Annotated in this window: 17 protein-coding genes; 9 read left to right on the plus strand and 8 right to left on the minus strand. The window is 74.9% G+C overall.

The features are described from left to right. Positions 1–79 precede the first annotated feature (79 nt). Entirely contained in the window at positions 80–568 is a 489-nt protein-coding gene (locus ACZ5D2_RS14015) for a flavin reductase family protein (protein ID WP_371679988.1), read from the plus strand. A 94-nt stretch (positions 569–662) separates the two neighbouring features. Beyond that, positions 663–3,104 carry a SpoIIE family protein phosphatase gene (locus tag ACZ5D2_RS14020; RefSeq protein WP_371679989.1) on the plus strand — a complete coding sequence of 814 codons (2,442 nt, stop codon included), beginning with the start codon at positions 663–665 and terminating at the stop codon, positions 3,102–3,104. Between the two features lie 15 nt (positions 3,105–3,119). Here ACZ5D2_RS14020 and ACZ5D2_RS14025 read toward each other — a convergent pair whose 3' ends face one another. From ACZ5D2_RS14025 to ACZ5D2_RS14040, 4 genes are all read right to left on the minus strand, one after another. Beyond that, positions 3,120–3,656 (minus strand): hypothetical protein, encoded by a 537-nt coding sequence (locus ACZ5D2_RS14025; RefSeq protein WP_371679990.1) that lies wholly within the window; start codon positions 3,654–3,656, stop codon positions 3,120–3,122. Between the two features lies 1 nt (position 3,657). After that, positions 3,658–4,200: a hypothetical protein gene (locus ACZ5D2_RS14030; RefSeq protein WP_371679991.1), complete on the minus strand. Its 543-nt coding sequence runs from the start codon at positions 4,198–4,200 to the stop codon at positions 3,658–3,660. Between the two features lie 259 nt (positions 4,201–4,459). Next, the gene (locus ACZ5D2_RS14035) at positions 4,460–4,684 is read right to left on the minus strand and encodes a hypothetical protein (protein ID WP_371679992.1); all 225 of its coding nucleotides are present in this window, start codon (positions 4,682–4,684) and stop codon (positions 4,460–4,462) included. A gap of 198 nt (positions 4,685–4,882) precedes the next feature. After that, a complete protein-coding gene (locus ACZ5D2_RS14040) occupies positions 4,883–5,341 on the minus strand; it encodes a DUF5133 domain-containing protein (protein WP_468929155.1) in 459 nt (152 codons plus the stop codon). A 383-nt stretch (positions 5,342–5,724) separates the two neighbouring features. Between ACZ5D2_RS14040 and ACZ5D2_RS14045 the strand changes: the two genes are divergently transcribed. From ACZ5D2_RS14045 to ACZ5D2_RS14065, 5 genes are all read left to right on the plus strand, one after another. Next, on the plus strand, positions 5,725–6,450 hold the full coding sequence (locus ACZ5D2_RS14045; protein ID WP_371681364.1) for a VOC family protein: 726 nt from the start codon (positions 5,725–5,727) through the stop codon (positions 6,448–6,450). A gap of 364 nt (positions 6,451–6,814) precedes the next feature. Then, a complete protein-coding gene (locus tag ACZ5D2_RS14050) occupies positions 6,815–8,314 on the plus strand; it encodes an FUSC family protein (RefSeq protein ID WP_371681365.1) in 1,500 nt (499 codons plus the stop codon). After that, a complete protein-coding gene (locus tag ACZ5D2_RS14055; protein ID WP_371679994.1) occupies positions 8,311–8,865 on the plus strand; it encodes a GNAT family N-acetyltransferase in 555 nt (184 codons plus the stop codon). Before ACZ5D2_RS14050 ends, ACZ5D2_RS14055 begins: the two co-directional genes overlap by 4 nt. Before the next feature lie 235 nt (positions 8,866–9,100). Next, positions 9,101–10,240: a nitric oxide synthase oxygenase gene (locus ACZ5D2_RS14060; protein WP_371679995.1), complete on the plus strand. Its 1,140-nt coding sequence runs from the start codon at positions 9,101–9,103 to the stop codon at positions 10,238–10,240. A 55-nt stretch (positions 10,241–10,295) separates the two neighbouring features. Further along, positions 10,296–11,363 (plus strand): lactonase family protein, encoded by a 1,068-nt coding sequence (locus tag ACZ5D2_RS14065; protein ID WP_371679997.1) that lies wholly within the window; start codon positions 10,296–10,298, stop codon positions 11,361–11,363. A gap of 98 nt (positions 11,364–11,461) precedes the next feature. Here the strand turns inward: ACZ5D2_RS14065 and ACZ5D2_RS14070 are convergent, their stop codons facing one another. The 3 genes from ACZ5D2_RS14070 to ACZ5D2_RS14080 form a co-directional block, all read right to left on the minus strand. Further along, on the minus strand, positions 11,462–12,382 hold the full coding sequence (locus ACZ5D2_RS14070; RefSeq protein WP_371679998.1) for a sirohydrochlorin chelatase: 921 nt from the start codon (positions 12,380–12,382) through the stop codon (positions 11,462–11,464). 110 nt (positions 12,383–12,492) lie between these two features. Continuing rightward, the gene (locus ACZ5D2_RS14075) at positions 12,493–13,179 is read right to left on the minus strand and encodes a uracil-DNA glycosylase (protein WP_371679999.1); all 687 of its coding nucleotides are present in this window, start codon (positions 13,177–13,179) and stop codon (positions 12,493–12,495) included. Between the two features lie 41 nt (positions 13,180–13,220). After that, a complete protein-coding gene (locus ACZ5D2_RS14080; RefSeq protein WP_371680000.1) occupies positions 13,221–14,309 on the minus strand; it encodes a WD40/YVTN/BNR-like repeat-containing protein in 1,089 nt (362 codons plus the stop codon). Positions 14,310–14,514: 205 nt separating this feature from the next. Here ACZ5D2_RS14080 and ACZ5D2_RS14085 point away from each other — a divergent pair, with 205 nt between their 5' ends. Together ACZ5D2_RS14085 and ACZ5D2_RS14090 are read left to right on the plus strand one after the other, a co-directional pair. Further along, positions 14,515–15,615, plus strand: a complete 1,101-nt coding sequence (locus ACZ5D2_RS14085; protein ID WP_371680001.1) for an NADH:flavin oxidoreductase/NADH oxidase — start codon at positions 14,515–14,517, stop codon at positions 15,613–15,615. 122 nt (positions 15,616–15,737) lie between these two features. Beyond that, entirely contained in the window at positions 15,738–16,115 is a 378-nt protein-coding gene (locus ACZ5D2_RS14090; protein ID WP_371680002.1) for an ArsR/SmtB family transcription factor, read from the plus strand. 34 nt (positions 16,116–16,149) lie between these two features. On the opposite strand, the gene ACZ5D2_RS14095 is transcribed toward ACZ5D2_RS14090, so the two are convergent. Then, positions 16,150–17,514 (minus strand): FAD-dependent oxidoreductase, encoded by a 1,365-nt coding sequence (locus ACZ5D2_RS14095; RefSeq protein WP_371680003.1) that lies wholly within the window; start codon positions 17,512–17,514, stop codon positions 16,150–16,152. Between the last annotated feature and the right edge of the window lie 16 nt (positions 17,515–17,530).

The following is a 17,530-nucleotide window of genomic DNA, read 5'->3' on the forward strand; positions in this document are numbered from 1 at the left end:
GCGCCTCCGGCCCGGTTGCCGGGAGCCGCGCCGGGTAGCCGCGGACCAGGGGCGAAACCGCCGACCGAGGGGTGGCGCCGTGACGGGGCTGGATGCCTTCACCGACGCGCTGGACGGCCCGATGTACGTGGTCACGGCCGCGGCCGACGGCGCGAGGGCGGGCTGCCTGGTCGGCTTCGCCTCCCAGTGCTCCATCGCCCCGCCGCGCTTCGTCGTCTGGCTGTCCACGGCGAACCACACGTACCGGGTCGCGCGCGGGGCGGCGTACCTGACCGTGCACCTGCTGTCGCGGGACCAACGGGCACCGGCGGAGCTCTTCGGCGGGCGGACGGGGGACCGGGAGGACAAGTTCGTCCGGACCGGCTGGCGGCCGGGACGGGAGGGAAGCCCGGTGCTGACCGAGGTGCGCCCCTGGTTCACCGGCCGTGTCGAGCGGTGCGTCGGGGGCGGGGACCACGTGGGCTTCGTCCTGTCGCCCGTCGAGGAGTGCCCGCCTGGGCAGGGTGCGCCGCCCCCGGTGCTGCGCTACCGGGACGTCCGTGACCTGCGTCCCGGTCACCCCGCCTGACCACGGTTCGGTCACCCCGCCTGACCCCGTCCCGGTCACCCCGCCTGACCGGCGGGCCTCTCCACCGGGGCGCCACACGTGCCATGCTCGTCGCATGGACAGCGATGCTGCGTCCGTCGGCAGCGGCACGGCACCCGAGGTCCTCGCACTGGCCAGGACCGTCGCCAGGCTGCGCTCGGAGGTCGTGGACCTGAAGGGCGCCATCGCGACCGCGGTGGTCGTGGAGCGGGCCGAAGGCGTGCTCATGGGCAGGCTGGGGATCTCCGCCGAGGCCGCCCACGAGCGGCTCGTCGAGCATGCCGCGCTGCGCGGCCGGAGCGTCCTGGAAGAGTGCTGGATCACCCTGGCACGGGCGGGCGCGGACTCCCCGCCGCCGTCCCCGCCGTCCCCGCCGGATCGGCCCGCGCCGGTGCCCGTGCCGACGCCGGCCACGTCGTCCCGCCGTGACCGCGCAGCCCCCGGCCCGGCAGCCGCCGCCACGCTCCTGGCCCGGCTGGCCGAAGGGCTGGTGGGCGCGCGCACCGGCGACGACGTCGCCGAGCTGCTCCGCGGGGAGCTGGCCCCGGCGGAGGTCCCGGACCTGGACGGGGTGATGATCTACGTGACGGACCCCGGCGGCGCCCTGGAGCTGGTGGGCCACGCCGGCGTGGGCGACGCGGTGGCCGGTCAATGGCGCCACCTCCCGCCGATCGGAGGGCTCGCGGCCCTCCAGGCCCTCACCACGGGCGAGCCGGTGTGGCTGCAGGATCCTGTCCGCGACGCCCGGAGCCACCTGCTGATAGGCCCACCGGACCGCTGGCCCGCGCGCGCCTGGCTGCCCGTGTCCCGAGACGGTGCGCCCGGAGCCGTCATCGGCTTCCTGCTGACCGGACCGGGGCCCTTCGACCCGTCCACCAGGGACCTGCTGCGGCGTGCCGTACGGCTCTGCGGCGGCCCGCTCCGCGCGTTCGGGCACTCCGGCCCCGCCGCGGCCGACGGCACGGCGGAGCCCGCCGGGGCCCCTGCCGACACGGACGCCGTCCAGCGGATCCTGGACGCCCTGTCCGGGCCCGCCGTCCTGCTCACCCCCCTGCGCGGGGCCTCCGGCGAAGTGGAGGACTACCGGATCGACGCGGCCGCCCCCGGCTCGGTCGACGTGGCCGGACGCCGGGGCCGGGAACTCGTGGGCCTGCGCGTCCTGGAGACGTATCCCACCGTGGCGGGCACCGCCGTGTGGGACGGCTACCTGGACGTGCTGACGACGGGGAGTCCCTACGAGGGAGAACCGTTCACCTACGAGGAGGTGCTCGCCGGGGTGCAGAAGCGGTCCGTGTACTCGGTCCGGGCGACCGCGCTGGGCGAGCGGCTGGTCGTGTCCTGGGTCCGCCACGACGTCGACGAGCGGGAAGTCCGGCGCCTGGCGGACATGCAGCGGCTGGGCAACCTCGGCTGGGCCGGCTGGAACCCGGTGACGGGCACCGCCGTCTGGTCCGACCAGGTCTACGCGATCTTCGACCGCGACCCCGCCCTGGGCCCCGTACGGCTGGAGGACCTGTCCCGGCACCTGCCGACCGCGGACCGGCCCGCGGTGAGCGCGGCCCTCGCCCGGCTGCTGGGCCGGGGGGAGCCCGTGGACGAGGTCTTCCGCATCACCACCGCCCACGGCGTGCGCCACGTCCGGATGGTCGCCGAGGCACAGGCGGACGCCCACGGTCACCCGGTCGAGGTCCACGGACTCCTCCAGGACGTCACGGCCCGGCAGGACGCCGAACGCGCCCTGGTCGAGAGCGAACGCGACGTCCTCGTCCAACGCGGCAGGTTCGAGGCGGAGCGCGCGCTCGCCGCCAGCCTCCAGAACACCCTGCTGCCGATCCCCGAACAGTCCCTGGAACTCGCCGGTCTCTGCGTCGATGTCGCCTACGCGCCCGCCGACAGCGGCATCAACGTCGGCGGGGACTGGTACAGCGCCATCGAACTCCCCGACCGCAGCGCCCTGTTCGTCGTCGGGGACGTGGCCGGCCACGGGCTGCCCGCCGTCGGCACCATGGCCCAGCTGCGGTTCACCGCCAAGGGAATGACCGTCACGGGGTCGGCGCTGCCCGACGTCCTGGCCAGGCTCAACCGGCTGCTGCTCCACACCGCCGCCGACCCGTCCGGGGGCGCCACCGCCACCATGGTGATGGGCCGCTACCGGCCCTCGGACGGGCGCCTGACCTGGGTGCGGGCCGGGCATCTGCCGCCCCTGCTGATCCGCGGCGACGAGGCGGGCTTCCTCCCGCAGCCCAGGGGCGTCCTCCTCGGCGCCGCCTTCGGGTCCGAGTACGGGCAGTCCGTGACCGATCTGCTGCCCGGGGACCACCTGCTGCTGTACACCGACGGCCTCGTGGAGGATCCGGGGGAGGACATCGAAACCGGCCTCGCCCGGCTCGCCGACACCGCCCTGCGCCTCGTGCGCGAGGGCCGGGGCGAAACCCTGGCCCGGACCCTCGCCGCCCTGCGGCCGCCCCACCGCGACGACATGTGCGTACTGCACCTCCACGTCCCCGACGACGCCTGAACGGGCTGCCGGGGGTCAGGTCTTGAGCAGGCGGTTGAAGAAGGAGCGGTAGCGCTGCAGCGCCAGGCGCAGGTCCTCGGTCGGCACCCGCTCGCCGCGGTCCCACTGCCCCTCCAGCTCCCGCTTGTGCGTGGAGAAGCTGCTCGCCAGGGTCCGCATGACCTCCGCCACCAGGTTGTCCGCCGATTCGACGGCCTCCTTCGGGTCGTCGACGAAGCGGCCCTGGATCTCGCTCCACGACGTGCGGTAGGCGTCCGCGTCCGCGGGGGAGAGCAGCGGCTCGTCGGCGGTGCCGGGCTCGTGGGCCTCCTCGGCGGCGGTCCCTTCCACCGCGTCACCCGCCTCGGCCCCGTCCGTCCCGCCGGTGCCCGCCGGCCCGTCCGCCCTGTCCTTCCCGTCCGCCCCGTCCGGTCCCACCGACGTGGCCTCGCCCGGGTAGACGGCTGCCTTCCGCTCCTCCGTTTCCGCGCCCGTCTCCGGACGGGCCAGGTCCTCGGTCGTCAGCGCTCCCGGTTCGGGAGCCCGGATCTGCTTGCCTTCGTTCGTGTGCATGTCATCGACTCCTCTGGTCCGTCAGGAGGTCGTCGAACAGGGCGCGGTAGTGCACCATCGCCCCGCGCAGCTCCTCCGTCGTCGCCCCGTCCGTCCCGCTGCGCACCTTGACGTCGTGCGCGGCGCGGTAGTGGTCGAGGGTGCGTCCGTGCTCCACCGACAGGTCGCGCAGCTGTCCGTCGTACCCCTCCGTGGGGTAGCCGCGCTCGCGCATCAGCCGGGAGACCAGCGCGTCGGCCTCGGCGACCGAACCCTCGGGGCGGTCCACGAAGTGCTCCTGGACACTGCCCCACGAGTCGGTGTACTCACGGCGCCGCTCGGCGGGCAACTCCCTGATGTCGAGCCGGTCGTGGCGTTGCTCGCGGGCGTGCAGGTCGCGTTCGGCGGCCAGCGCGCCACCCTTCTCCTCGACGGTGCGTTCGTACTCCGGCCCGAACCGGTCGCGCAGGTGCCGCCGTCGGGCCAGCACCCACATCGTCGCGGTCACCGCGATCACCAGGACCGCCGCGACGACGATCACCACTGTCAACGTGCTCGTGGACATCTCCGGCCTCCGATCCGGGGCCCCCGCGCAGGGTGCGTGCCCCACGTGCGTGTGATGGTTCGGCTGCCCGCGTTGCCGCCCGGCAAACCCGGGAGGGGCAACCGGGACGGGCCGGAAGGCGGCGGGAAGGTGCCGTCGGGAGCCCCCGTCGGGGCGTCTCGCCGGGGACGGCGCACGCAGGGGGCCCGGACACCGGGGACCTCCGGTGTCCGGGCCCGTGGGGGCTCGACGGCTGCGGCGGACGCGCCGGGCAGGCCGGCTACGCGGCTTCGGGGCTCAGGGCCTTGTCGCCATGGGCCTGCACCGCGGAGCGGAAGGCCGTCATGCAGGGAGCGCAGTAGCGTTCGCCGGTCGTCTCGACGGATATGGCGGGGACGGCGGGCGGTGGCGGGGCGTGTCGGCCGCAGAGGGTGCCGGAGGAGGGTTCCTTGGCGAGGACGTGCCACAGGAGCTCACCTCGGCCGTCCGGGGATTCAGCGCGCATTTCGTACATGAGGACGCCTTTCCGCGCTTGCGTGGGTGGGCGGAAAACCGCCCGCTGTCCCATGAGAGCCCCCGATCGGCCGAGCGGCCACCGGACTTCGGCCGACCGGGGGAATCCGTCACGCGGGAGGTTTGACGCCGGTCCGGGGCGTCCCGGTCCGGAGGCCCCGCTCCGCCGTCCGGCCCCCCGGTCCGGGGGTCAGACGGCGAGGCCGGTCCCGTCCATTCCCCGCGGAGCGTGGTGGGCGCCGTCCGCGAGGCGGAGTTCCGCGGCGCGGAGGGCCTCGTGCGCCGTGGGGCGGCCCATCAGCACGCACAGCGTGTACGTGGCGTCGTCCATCGCCCGGCGGGCACCCGCGTCCGCCGGGTCGGCCCACAGCCACGCCCGGCATCCCCGGAAGCGGCCGAGGGCCTCCTGCGTCCGCTCCCGGCTGGGCACCAGCGGCCGGGCCGGAACGGTCCCCGCCCCCTCGGCCCCCGCCGTCCTGGCCGCCTCGACGGCCCGCCGCAGGGCCCGCTCCACTCCCTTGGGAGCCTTCACCCCCCACGCCGCGGCGGCCATCGCCGCCGCCAGCCCCTCGACGCCGATGTGCGCCGCCGCGGCCGCGGCGGCCAGTACGCGGTGCGCCTCCCGTGCCGGACAGGGAGTCACCACCATCACCACGCCCACCGCCCACGCGGTTGCGCACGGGGCGGAGGCTTCGCGTCCGCCGATCTGAGGAATGTGAGGAAACGCCACCGGATGATCCCTTCAACCCAAGGCCGAGCGCGCACATGTCCGCACGTATGAAAGGTATGCCCGCCTTGAAACCGGTCGGCACCCACACGTCGCCCCGGCTCCCCCCGGGCGGCGTTCCCCGCCGCCCCGGCCGTCGTACGGCGCGCTGCGTCCGATCGGGCGGGTGCTGCCGAGCCTCACCGTCCGTACGGTCCGGCAGGGCTACGGTGGGCCGGTTCCGTACGCCGCGCGGCAGAGGAGACGTGGGACCGGTGTCGACATCCAGCCATGAGCTCGCGGGCGTGCCCTGCTGGGTCAGCCTGATGACCCGGGACCTTCCGGCGGCCCAGGAGTTCTACGCCGCCGTGATGGGGTGGGAGTTCCGCGACACCGGGGACGGCCTCTCGGTCGCCTTCCGGAACGGGACGCCCGTCGCGGGCATCGGCGCGCCGGCCCCCTCGCCCGGTCTCCCCGTGGGCTGGACCCCCTACTTCGCCGTCGACGACGCCGACGTGACCGCCGCGCGCGTGCGCGAACGCGGCGCGACCGTGGCCGTCGGCCCGCTCCCCTTCGGTACAGGCCGCGCCGCGCTGGCGGCCGACCCCGACGGCGCCGTCTTCGGCTTCTGGCAGGGCGGGGTCATCCCCGACTGGAGCGTCGGACGGGGCTCCGCCCCCGCCTGGCTCGAACTGCGCACCCGCGACGCCTTCGCCGCCGCGATCTTCTACGGCCAGGTCCTCGACTGGGCCGACGACAGTCCCGGCTGCTGCACCGTCTCCTACGAGCACGACCGCGTGGTCCTGCGGCACGGCCGGGACACCGTCGCCCGGATCACCGGCGGCGCCGTCGAGGAGGACCCCGACCCGCACGTACGCCCCCGCTGGCACACCCACTTCCACGTCCCCGACCTCGAAGCCGCCGTCGAGCGCGCGACGGCCCTCGGCGGGACCGTCGCCTCCCCGGTCCACACCACGAGCACCAGCCGCTCCGTCACCCTGCGCGACCCCGACGGAGCCCTCTTCACGGCGGTGGCCCCCAATACCGCCTGACGCCCCCGCGCGGCCCGCCGGAGTGCGGCCCCCGTCGCAGCCTCGGTGGCCAGAGCCGCACCCCGTACGGCCGAACGTACCCGCCCTCGGGCCGTCCTGGTCCGCCGGCCGGATCCCGGTCGATTTCCGGCCGCTGCGGCTGTACCAATGGCCCAGTGGCACGGGGCCCGCTTGAGCCAGTGGGCCTCCGGATGGTTATCTGTGGCGTATCCATGTACTTACGGCGCCACGCAGCGCCGGACGGCAACGAGGCCGGTCCGGACCGTGGCGCCTTCGCCGTGCCCCCACACCGCCCACCACCCCCGGGCGGCGGGCGGCCCGGCGTGCTCCATCGCAAGGGGGGCGGCACACCGCCGTGAAGAGAATGTTCGTGGCTCCGGACCCGGGGCGCACCAGACTCAGGAACTCACTGCGCGCGGTCGTCGGCGTGGGACTCGCCGTCGTCGCGGCCGAACTGGCGGGCCTCTCCCTGACCGCCTCCATCACCGGCGGACTCGCCGCCCTGCTCGCGCTGTTCACCGTCCTCGACGCGGACGTGCGCGCCCAGCGGGTGACCACCGCCCTGCTGCCCGCCGCCGGTTTCCCGGTCCTGGCGCTGGCCACCACCCTGCACGGGATGCCGCAGGCCCGGGACGCGGGCTTCCTCGCCGTGGTCTTCGCCGGGGTGTACGCCCGCCGCTGGGGACCGCGCGGCCACGCCCTCGGCGTCTTCGCCTTCATGATGTTCTTCGTCACCCAGTTCCTGCACGCCGTGCCCGCCCAGCTCCCGGAACTGTTCGCGGCCGTCGGGCTGGCGCTCCTGTCCGCGGGGGCCGCGCGCTTCGTCCTGTGGCCCATCGAGCGCCGCACCCCGCCCCCGGCCGCCCCGCCGGGCCTGCCCGGCACCGGTCTGGCCCGGCCCACCACCCGGCAGGCCTTCCAGGCCACCGCCGCCTGCGGCTTCGCGCTCGCCGTCGGCCAGGCGCTGTCCGAGGACCGCTGGTACTGGGCCGTCGGCACCGCCTGGTGGATCTTCGTCAACACCGCCTCGCGCGGCGAGACCCTGGTCCGCGGTTTCCGCCGGGTGCTGGGCACCGTCATCGGCATCGCGGCCGGACTGCTGATCGCCGTACCGCTGCACGGAGCGCCCGCGCCCACCGCCGCCCTCGTCGCGGTGTGCGTCTTCGGCATCTTCTACACGGCCGCGCCCTCGTACTCCTGGATGATGTTCTTCGTCACCGTCATGGCGGGCCTCCTCTACGGGCTCCTCGGCGTGCTGCACCCCGGCCTGCTGCTGCTCCGCTTCCAGGAGACGGCCGTCGGCGCCCTGGGCGCGTCGCTCGCCGTGATCCTGGTCCTCCCGGTCACCACGCACGCCGCCAACGACGCCTGGATCCAGCGCGCGCTGCACTGCGTACGGGCGTCCACCGCCGCCTCCCTCGACCGGCTCGCGGGCGATCCGGACGCCGATCCGGCCCCCCACGCCGCCGAGCTGGAGCTGCTGCTGGGCCGGGTGCGGATGGCCCTCGCGCCGCTGGTCCACCCGCTGAGCCCGCTGCGCGCCCGCAAGGCCCGCGCCCGGCAGGTGCTGGCGCTGCTCGACGACTGCGCCCGCGAGGTGCGCGGGCTCGTGGCCGTCGCCGCCGACCCGCAGGCCTCGCACGACGCGCGGCTCGCCGCCGCCTGCTGGCGCGTGGAGGCGGCCGTCGAGGCGCTCACCGCCCCGCAGGGCACCGCCGGGCCCGCCGCCCCGCGGACCGCGCCCCGTCCGGCCGCAGCGGAGCCCGCGCTGGCGCACCTGCACGGCCTGGAGGAGGCCCTGACGGCCCTCGCCGCGCCCCTGCGCACCGACCCCCGCGCCCCGCTGGCTACCGTCGGGGCATGACGCTCCAGTACCGCACCGCCAGGCCCGGGGACCGGAAGGCGATGGAGGCCCTCGACGGGTCCTTCCACACGGACACCGTGTTCGAGGTGACCCGTTCCGAGGACGGCTTCGCCGTGCGGGAGGTTCCCGTCGATCCGCCGCTGCACAAGGTGTTCCCGCCCGAAGAGGGCGGCGTCGACCTCCCGGACGGCGGCGGCGGGGACGCGGAGGAGGACGCCCGGACCTTCGTCGCCCTGGACGGCGGGGTCCTGTGCGGTTTCGCGGCCGTCGGCTACGCCTCCTGGAACCGGCGGCTCACGGTCGAGGACATCGAGGTCGCCCCCGGCCACCGGGGCCGGGGGATCGGCCGGGCCCTCATGGACCTCGCCGCCGGCTTCGCCCGCGAACGGGGTGCCGCGCACCTCTGGCTGGAGGTCAGCAGCGTCAACACGCCCGCCGTGCACGCCTACCGGCGCATGGGCTTCACCCTCTGCGGCCTGGACACGGCCCTCTACGACGGCACGCCCGCGGCGGGGGAGCGCGCCCTGTTCATGAGCCGTCCCTGCGACTGACGGCCGGCCGCCGGCCGCCCCGGCCCACGGCCCGCCCGGCTCCCGGGCTGCGGCGGATAATACGACCGCTGGAGCCCTCACCGCACGACAACGGGCGAAGACCACTCGGACGAGTGTTCCGCGCTCGCCCCGCTCACGGCATTGACCTGCGACATGTACAACGGGTGATTGTTCATTGCACATTCATCCGGCACGTACAGGGTGGATCTGGTCGGACAGGGGGTAACCGGTCGGAATGGAAATTCTCCAGCAGTACGCGAGCGCCGCGCAGGTGTGGGAAGAAGCCGAGGAGTTCATCCGGCTCTTCCACCGGGAGAATCCGGAGGCGGGCGATCCGCGGGCCCGCCTCGCCGAGGTGCGGGGGGAGCTCGCGGACACCGGCACCTACCGGCACACCCCTCAGGAACTGGTCCACGGTGCCCGCGTGGCCTGGCGCAACAGCAACCGCTGCATAGGCCGGCTCTACTGGAACTCGCTGCGCGTGCGCGACCGCCGCGCGCTCACCGAGGCCGAGGACATAGCCGACGAGTGCTTCGAGCACCTGCGCGAGGCCACCAACGGCGGCCGGGTCCGCCCCACGATCACGGTCTTCGCCCCGGACGCCCCGGACCGCCCCGGCCCGCTGATCTGGAACGAGCAGCTGGTGCGCTACGCCGGCTACGGCGACCACCACTCCATAACCGTCGGGGACGCCCGCAACGCCCCGCTCACCGAGGCCCTCCTGCGGCACGGCTGGGCGGGCGGGGCCGGCACCCCCTTCGATCTCCTCCCGCTGGTGGTCCAGGGCGTCGACGACAAGCCCCGCTGGTTCGACACCCCCGCCGACGCCGTGCTGGAGGTGCCGATCCGGCATCCGGACGGGCAGGACGACTGGGGCGACTGGGACCTGCGCTGGCACGCCGTTCCCGCCATCTCCAACATGTGCCTGGAGATCGGCGGGGTGCACTATCCGGCCGCCCCCTTCAACGGCTGGTACATGGGCACCGAGATCGGTGCCCGCAACCTGGCCGACACCGACCGCTACAACCTCCTGCCGGCCGTGGCCCGCAGGCTCGGCCTGGCCACCACCAGCGACCGCTCGCTGTGGAAGGACCGCGCTCTGGTCGAACTCAACCGGGCCGTGCTGCACTCCTTCGACGAGGCCGGGGTCACCATCGCCGACCACCACACCGAGTCCCGGAGGTTCCTCTCCCACCTGGAGAGGGAGGAGCGCAAGGGGCGCGAGGTGGGCGCGGACTGGTCCTGGATCGTCCCGCCGATCTCCGGTGCGGCGACCCCGGTCTTCCACCGGACCTACGAGGACCGGCCGAGCGCCACCGCGTACGTGCACCACGCCGGTGCCCAGGAACGCGCCAGAGGCGAGGACTTGGTCTAGACCCTTCTGTTACGGTCGGCGCGTACGGATCGGGAACGGCGGAGAAGGGGCACCCGTGGACGACGCGGACAGTACGGACCACAGCGGCGGACACCGGGCCTACATCGGCTCGTTCACCTCGGGGGGCGGCCGCGGCATCACCACCGCGGCCGTGGATCCGGCCACCGGGGCGCTGACCCCGCTGGCGGCCGAGGGCTCCCTGCCGGACCCCTCCTACCTCGCGCTCGACCGCGGCACCGGCGTGCTCTACGCGGTCGGCGAGAGCGAACAGGGCGCGGCGGCCGCCTTCCGCCCCGTGGCCGGGGGGCTGGCACCCCTGGGCGCGCCCGTCCGCGTCGGCGGCTCGGGACCCACCCACCTCGCCCCGGCCGGGCGCCGGCTGCTCACCGCCAACTACGGCTCGGGCAGCGTCAGCAGCCTGGCCCTCACCCCGGACGGCGCCCTGCGCGGGCCCGCCTCCGTCCTCACCCACCGGGGCACCGGCCCCGACGCCGACCGGCAGGAGGCGCCCCACGCCCACCAGGTGCTCCCCGACCCCACCGGCCGGTGGGTGCTCAGCGTGGACCTGGGCACCGACTCGGTACGGATCTGCGCGCTCGACCCGGCCACCGGCGCGCTGCGCGTGCACGGGGAGACCGTGCTGCGCGCCGGCACCGGGCCGCGCCACCTCGCCTTCCACCCGTCGGGGGAGGTGGTCTACGTACTGCACGAGCTGGAGCCGCAGCTGACCGTCTGCCGCTGGAACGCGCTCTCCGGGCACCTGGAACCGGTCGGCGAGGTTCCGGTCGCCTCAGCGGGCGCCTCGGGGGCCGCACGGGCCTGCCCCTCCGCGATCGTGGCCTCGTCCGACGGGCGCTTCGTATGGGCCGCCGTCCGCGGCGCCGACACCCTCGTGACCTTCTCGCTCGCCGGAGACCCGGAAAAGCCGCAGCTCACCGGCACGGTCGCCTGTGGCGGCCACTGGCCGCGCGATCTCGCGGCCGATCCTTCGGGGCGCCGGCTCTACGCGGCCAACGAGCGCTCCGGCGACGTCACCTGGTTCGAGATCGACCCGTTGACCGGGCATCCGCGCCGCGCCGGTTCCGTCGCCGTACCGGCCGCCTCCTGCGTGGTCTTCGGCTGACCCGCGGAGCCGGAGCCGTGGGCCCCGGCGACGGTCCACGGACGCGGCGAGGGCCCGCCCCGGATCCGGGGCGGGCCCTCGCCGCGTCGTACGGGACCTCAGTGCGCGGCGGCGCCCAGCGTGATCCCGAGGGCGGCGCTGTACTGGGCGACGGCGAGCTTGCCGAGCGCCGGGTAGGCGCCGAGCACCTCGGCGGCGGCGCAGTCGGCCTCCTTGCCGGCGGTGTCCAGCAGCCCCTCGGCGGCCTCGGGGCCGATCAGGTAGGGCGCCAGGGCCAGCTGGCCGGATCCGGAGCCGCGGAGCTCGGCGGCGACGGCGGCCACCGAGCCCTCCTGGTCCAGGGCGGCGGCGATCACGGGCACCGCGAGGCGGGCGGCCAGCAGCATGCCGGTGATCCCGGCGGCCTGGACGGCCTCCTCGCCGCCGGTGGTGGCCAGGATGATGCCGTCGGCCGCGGTGGCCACGGTGAACAGGCGGGCCCGGTCGGCGCGGGCCAGGCCGGCCTCGGAGAGCCGTACGTGCAGGCCCTCGGCGAGCAACGGGTGCGGACCGAGTACGTCGGCCAGCTCGGCGGCGGCGGAGGAGTCCATCAGCGCCTGGCGGACCCGGCGCAGCAGGTCGCCGTCGGGGCCGGCCAGCAGGGGCACGACCACGGCGTCGGGGCCGGTCGGCGCGGGCACTTCGTGCCCGGCGGCGCGGGCGAACTCGGCGCGCGCGGTCCGCTCGTTCGCGACGGCGGTCAGCACGCCGGAGAGCGAGGGGAACTCGGCCCCCTCGGCGTCGTCGCCTTCGAGGTACCCGATCCGGGCGTCCAGGCCGGGCAGCTCGGAGCGGCCGATGCTGATGATCTCTTCCGCGAGACCGCGCGAGGCGGCGGAGGGGGCACCGGGCACGGCGAGCACCAGCGCGGGCGCGCCCTCGGGCGCCACCGCGGGCTCGGGCCGGCGGTGCCGCCCGGTCTGGCGGGGTCGCGGCATTCGTACGGGCAGGCCGTTGGCGGGCCCAGTGGGGGAGCTCATGGCGCCGCATGCTACTGGTTTATCGGAACGAGGTGTTCGGGCAGGGCCTCTTCGGGCGGCTTCTGTCCGTATTTATCCGTGGAATGTCGTAGCTCAATGTCATATAAGGTTCAACTGACCGCCGGAAGGTGCCAGTCGACGGGCTCCGCACCCTGGCGGACCAGCAGCTCATTGGTCTTGCTGAAGGGCCGGGAGCCGAAGAAGCCGTTGGCCGCGGACATCGGGGAGGGGTGGACCGACTCCACGGCGGGCAGCTCGCCCAGCAGCGGCCGGAGATTGCGGGCGTCACGCCCCCACAGCACGGACACCAGCGGCTTGCCGCGCGCCGCCAGAGCGCGGATCGCCTGCTCGGTGACCGCCTCCCAGCCCTTGCCGCGGTGACCGCCGGTCTTGCGGGGGGCGGTGGTGAGCGCGCGGTTCAGCAGCAGGACGCCCTGCCGGGTCCACGGGGTCAGGTCGCCGTTCAGCGGCCGGCCGGTGCCGAGGTCCGCGTGCAGCTCGCGGAAGATGTTGTCCAGGCTGGGCGGCCACGGGCTCACCTCGGGCGCCACGGAGAAGGACAGGCCCATCGCGTGCCCCGGGGTGGGGTACGGGTCCTGCCCGACGATGAGCACCTTCACCTCGTCGAAGGGCTGCTGGAAGGCGCGCAGGACGTTCGCGCCGGAGGGGACGTACGTCCTCCCGGCCGCGATCTCCCCGCGCAGGAAGTCGCCCATCGCGGCGATCTGACCCGCCACCGGCTCCAGGGCCCGGGCCCAGCCCGGCTCGACGATCTCGTTCAACGGTCTTGCTGCCATGGGTGATCACTCTACTGGCCCACACCGACAGCCGGTCCCGTTCAGTGCAGTACGGCGGCCCGGACGCACAGGACGTCGGGGAGGTGGGCGGCCAGCTGCCGCCAGCTGTCTCCGTCGTCGTGGCTGGCGTACAGCTCGCCGTTGCGGTTGCCGAAGTAGATGCCGGCCGGGTCGGCGTCGTCGGTGCACAGGGCGTCGCGCAGCACCGTGCCGTAGTGGTCCCCGGACGGCAGCCCTTTCGAGAGCGGCTCCCAGTGGGTTCCCGCGTCCTCGGTGCGGAAGACCCGGCACCGGTGCTGTGCCGGGACCCGGTCGGAGTCGGCGTTGAGCGGGAAGACGTAGGCGGTGTCGGGGCGGTGGGGGTGGGCGGCCACGGCGAAGCCGAAGTCGGAGGGCAGTCCGGCGCCGATGTCGGTCCACTCGGCGCCGGCGTCGTCGCTGCGGTACACGCCCCAGTGGTTCTGGAGGTAGAGCCGGCCGGAGGTCCCGGCGTCCCGGGCGATCTTGTGGACGCACTGGCCGAACTCGGGGTGCTGGTCGGGCAGGAACACCGCCGAGACCCCGTGGTTGGACGGCTGCCAGCGGGCCCCGCCGTCGCGGGTGCGGAAGACCCCGGCGGTGGAGACGGCCACCGTCACCGCCGCCGGATCGGCCGGGTCGGTGATCACCGTGTGCAGGCCCTCGCCCCCGCCGCCCGGAACCCAGGCGGAGCGGGTCGGGTGCTCCCACAGTGGCCGCACCAGCTCGAACGAGGCGCCGCGGTCGGTGGAGCGGAACAGGGCGGCCGGCTCGGTCCCGGCGTAGACCACGTCCGGGGCCTCGGGGCCCGCGGGGTGCAGCTGCCAGATCCGCTCCAGGGAGGCGCCCGTGTCCTTGGGGAACCTCACGGCGGGTGCGGCCGGCTCCTGCCAGGTGGCTCCCAGGTCGTCGGAGGTGAAGACGGACGGCCCCCAGTGCGAGCTGTCCCCGCCGGCCAGGAGCCGGGGCGCGGGCCCCCGTCCGTCGATGGCCACGGCGGACACGGCCTGGGCGTTGAAGAGGGGCCCTTCGAGCTCCCAGGGGCCGGCGTCCCGGCGGCGGCCGATGAACAGCCCCTTGCGCGTTCCCGCGAGCAACAGCACGTCGGTCATGGCCGGCACCTCCGGACGCCCTCGTCCACCGCTGTGGCTTTCCCGCCAGTCTGCACCCGTCCGCCGGCACCGGCCGGACGGCGCGCGGCGCCCCGGCGCACTGCTTGTACGTGAAGTCTCGTACTACGAGGGATTTCGTAGTACGGTGTTTCTCGTACTTAGCGCCGGCCCCCGGCGCGCGTCCGGTGACATCTGGAGAGCCCCCATGAGTGCTGCACCCGCCGCCTTCGCCGCCCTTTTCCAGCCCTACACCCTGCGGTCGGTGACCGTGCCGAACCGCGTCTGGATGGCGCCGATGTGCCAGTACAGCGCCGAGCCCTCCGGTCCCGACGCCGGTGTGGCCCACGACTGGCACTTCACGCACTACGCGGCCCGCGCCACCGGCGGCACCGGACTGATCGTCCAGGAGGCCACGGCCGTCTCTCCCGAGGGCCGGATCAGCCCCTACGACCTGGGCATCTGGAACGACACCCAGGTCGCGGCCCTGCGCCGGATCACCGACTTCGTGAAGTCCCAGGGCGCCGTTCCCGGTATCCAGATCGGTCATGCCGGCCGCAAGGCGTCCACCGAGCGGCCCTGGAAGGGCGGCCGCCCCGTCGGGCCCGAAGCGCACGGCTGGACGCCGGTCGCGCCGAGCGCCGTGCCGTTCGGCGACGGCGACCCGGAGCCGCGGGCCCTCACCGTGGAGGAGATCCGCGAGATCACCGAGCAGTTCGCCGCCGCCGCCGGGCGCGCGCTGGCCGCCGGGTACCAGGTGCTGGAGATCCACGGCGCCCACGGCTACCTGATCGGACAGTTCCTCTCCCCGCACAGCAACCGGCGCACCGACTCCTACGGCGGCTCCTTCGAGAACCGCACCCGCTTCGCCCTCGAAGTCGTCGACGCCGTACGGGAGGTGTGGCCCGGGGAGCTGCCGCTGCTCTTCCGCATCTCCGCCACCGACTGGCTGGACGGGGACGGCTGGACCGCCGACGACACCGTCCGGCTGTCCGCCCTGCTCCTGGAGCACGGGGTGGACCTGCTCGACGTCTCCACGGGCGGCCTCGCCCCGCACGCGAAGATCCCCGTCGGCCCCGACTACCAGGTGCCCTTCGCGGCCCGCGTCAAGAACGAGACGGCGCTCCCCGTGGCCGCCGTCGGCCTGATCACCGAGCCGGAACAGGCCGAGAAGATCCTGGCCAACGGAGAGGCGGACGCCGTCCTCCTCGGCCGCGAGCTGCTGCGCGACCCCTACTGGGCCCGCCGCGCGGCCGCCGAACTCGGCGGGGAACTGCGCATGCCCGCCCAGTACCACCGCTCCTGGTGAACCGGGTGCGGCGCGGGAGTTCCCCACGCCCGCGCCGCACCCCCACCCGTCCTACGACGGTTCTCGTACGATGGGGTCCGCCGCCGCCCGGCGGAGGCCGATCCGAACGAGAGGAGCCGGACATGACGGAACGGGACACCGCCCGCACCCTGGCCCACCCCGAGCCGGACGAGATCCGCCTCGAAGGCGTCCTGCACGCCCTGTCCGACCCGGTGAGGCTGTCCATCGTGCGCGATCTCGCGGCCACCGGAGCCGAACTCTCCTGCTCGCACTTCGACCTGCCGGTCACCAAGTCCACGACCACCCACCACTTCCGCGTCCTGCGCGAGAGCGGGGTCGTGCGCCAGACCTACCGCGGCACGGCCAAGATGAACGGTCTGCGCCGCACGGAACTCCACGCGCTCTTCCCCGGTCTCCTGGACGGCGTCCTGCTGGCCGCCGCCGCCGAAGAGGCCCGGCTCGGCCACCGGGCCTCCGCCCCGGGCGCGTCCTCGGCGTAGGGGCATCGGGTCGGGGAGATCCGTGTAGGAGGGCTCAGGCGATGCCCGCCGCGGCGCGCAGGCCCGGCCAGTCGGGGATCTTGACCGAGCGGCGGCCCAGCGAGCGGCCCAGGTCCTCCTCGGCCGCCTCGATGGCCAGCCAGCCCGGCCATTCCACGGGGTGCAGGCCGGCCGCGCGCAGGGCGGTGAGCGGATCGGCCGGCAGCTCGCGCCGGGCCAGCGGGCCCGCGTCCTGGAGCAGCGAGGACACCGTCTCCTTGGCGCACGGCCGGTTGGTGCCGATGACCCCGGTCGGCCCCCGCTTGATCCAGCCCGCCACGTACTCGCCGACCGAGGCCCGGCCCGCGCGCAGCACCCGGCCCGCCGCGTGCGGCACCGTCCCGGTGGCGGCGTCGAAGGGCAGCCCGGCCGGCGGCACGCCCAGGTAGCCCACCGAGCGCAGCACCAGTTCGGCGTCGAGGTCCTCGTACGCGCCCGTGCCCCGCACCCCGCCCCGGCCGTCCGGGGCGGTCCGCTCGAAGCGGACCGCGCGCACCCGGTCCCCGGGGCCGCCGAGCAGCTCGACCGGGCGCAGGTAGAAGCGCAGCGAGATCGACCGCCGTGCGCCGGGGTCCGGCGCCGCCCGGGCCCATCCGCGCAGCACCTCCACGTTCCGCCGGGCCACGGCGGGCAGGGCGGCCGCCGCGGCCGGTTCGGCCGGTTCGGCGCAGGCCGGGTCGAGGGCCAGCTCGGCCGGGTCCACCCGGGTGTCCACCTCCGCCAGCGTGCCCAGTTCGCGGAGTTCCTTGGTGGTGAACCTGCCCTGCGACGGGCCGCGCCGGGCCACCATCGTCACCGTCCGCAGCCCGCTGTCGGCCAGCACGCCCAGGGCCGGCTGCGGCATGTCGGTCGGCCGCAGCTCGGGCACGCCCCGGGCCAGGATCCGGGTCACGTCCACCGCGACGTTCCCGGCCCCGACCACCACCGCCGAGCGGACCCCGGCCAGGTCGAAGGGCCGGGCGTCGGGGTGTCCGCTGTACCAGGACACGAACTCCGTCGCGGAGTGCACCCCGGCCAGTTCCTCGCCGGGGATGCCCAGCGTCCGGTCGCGCGCCGCGCCCACGCAGTACACCACCGCGTGGTACAGCTCCAACAGCCGGGCGGTGGAGAGGAGTCCACCGCCGACCTCCACGTTCCCGAGGAAGCGGATCCGCTCGTCCTCCAGCACCGACCGCAGGCTTCCGGTCAGCGACTTGATCTTCTCGTGGTCGGGGGCCACCCCGTACCGTACGAGGCCGTACGGCGCCGGCAGCCGGTCCAGCACGTCGACGCGGACGCCCGGTACCTCCCGCTGCTGGACCAGTGCCTGAGCGGCGTAGACCCCACTGGGACCCGAACCGACGACGGCGACACGAAGCACGGCGGAGCTCCTCCCG

The organism is Streptomyces sp. NPDC031479 (genome assembly GCF_055581065.1).

Coding starts and splice junctions, on each gene's coding strand:
- ACZ5D2_RS14020 (WP_371679989.1), top strand. CDS start 663: ATGGACAGCGATGCTGCGTCCGTCGGCAGCGGCACGGCACCCGAGGTC.
- ACZ5D2_RS14025 (WP_371679990.1), bottom strand. CDS start 3,656: ATGCACACGAACGAAGGCAAGCAGATCCGGGCTCCCGAACCGGGAGCG.
- ACZ5D2_RS14030 (WP_371679991.1), bottom strand. CDS start 4,200: ATGTCCACGAGCACGTTGACAGTGGTGATCGTCGTCGCGGCGGTCCTG.
- ACZ5D2_RS14035 (WP_371679992.1), bottom strand. CDS start 4,684: ATGCGCGCTGAATCCCCGGACGGCCGAGGTGAGCTCCTGTGGCACGTC.
- ACZ5D2_RS14040 (WP_468929155.1), bottom strand. CDS start 5,341: ATGGTGGTGACTCCCTGTCCGGCACGGGAGGCGCACCGCGTACTGGCC.
- ACZ5D2_RS14045 (WP_371681364.1), top strand. CDS start 5,725: ATGACCCGGGACCTTCCGGCGGCCCAGGAGTTCTACGCCGCCGTGATG.
- ACZ5D2_RS14050 (WP_371681365.1), top strand. CDS start 6,815: ATGTTCGTGGCTCCGGACCCGGGGCGCACCAGACTCAGGAACTCACTG.
- ACZ5D2_RS14055 (WP_371679994.1), top strand. CDS start 8,311: ATGACGCTCCAGTACCGCACCGCCAGGCCCGGGGACCGGAAGGCGATG.
- ACZ5D2_RS14060 (WP_371679995.1), top strand. CDS start 9,101: ATGGAAATTCTCCAGCAGTACGCGAGCGCCGCGCAGGTGTGGGAAGAA.
- ACZ5D2_RS14070 (WP_371679998.1), bottom strand. CDS start 12,382: ATGAGCTCCCCCACTGGGCCCGCCAACGGCCTGCCCGTACGAATGCCG.
- ACZ5D2_RS14075 (WP_371679999.1), bottom strand. CDS start 13,179: ATGGCAGCAAGACCGTTGAACGAGATCGTCGAGCCGGGCTGGGCCCGG.
- ACZ5D2_RS14080 (WP_371680000.1), bottom strand. CDS start 14,309: ATGACCGACGTGCTGTTGCTCGCGGGAACGCGCAAGGGGCTGTTCATC.
- ACZ5D2_RS14085 (WP_371680001.1), top strand. CDS start 14,515: ATGAGTGCTGCACCCGCCGCCTTCGCCGCCCTTTTCCAGCCCTACACC.
- ACZ5D2_RS14090 (WP_371680002.1), top strand. CDS start 15,738: ATGACGGAACGGGACACCGCCCGCACCCTGGCCCACCCCGAGCCGGAC.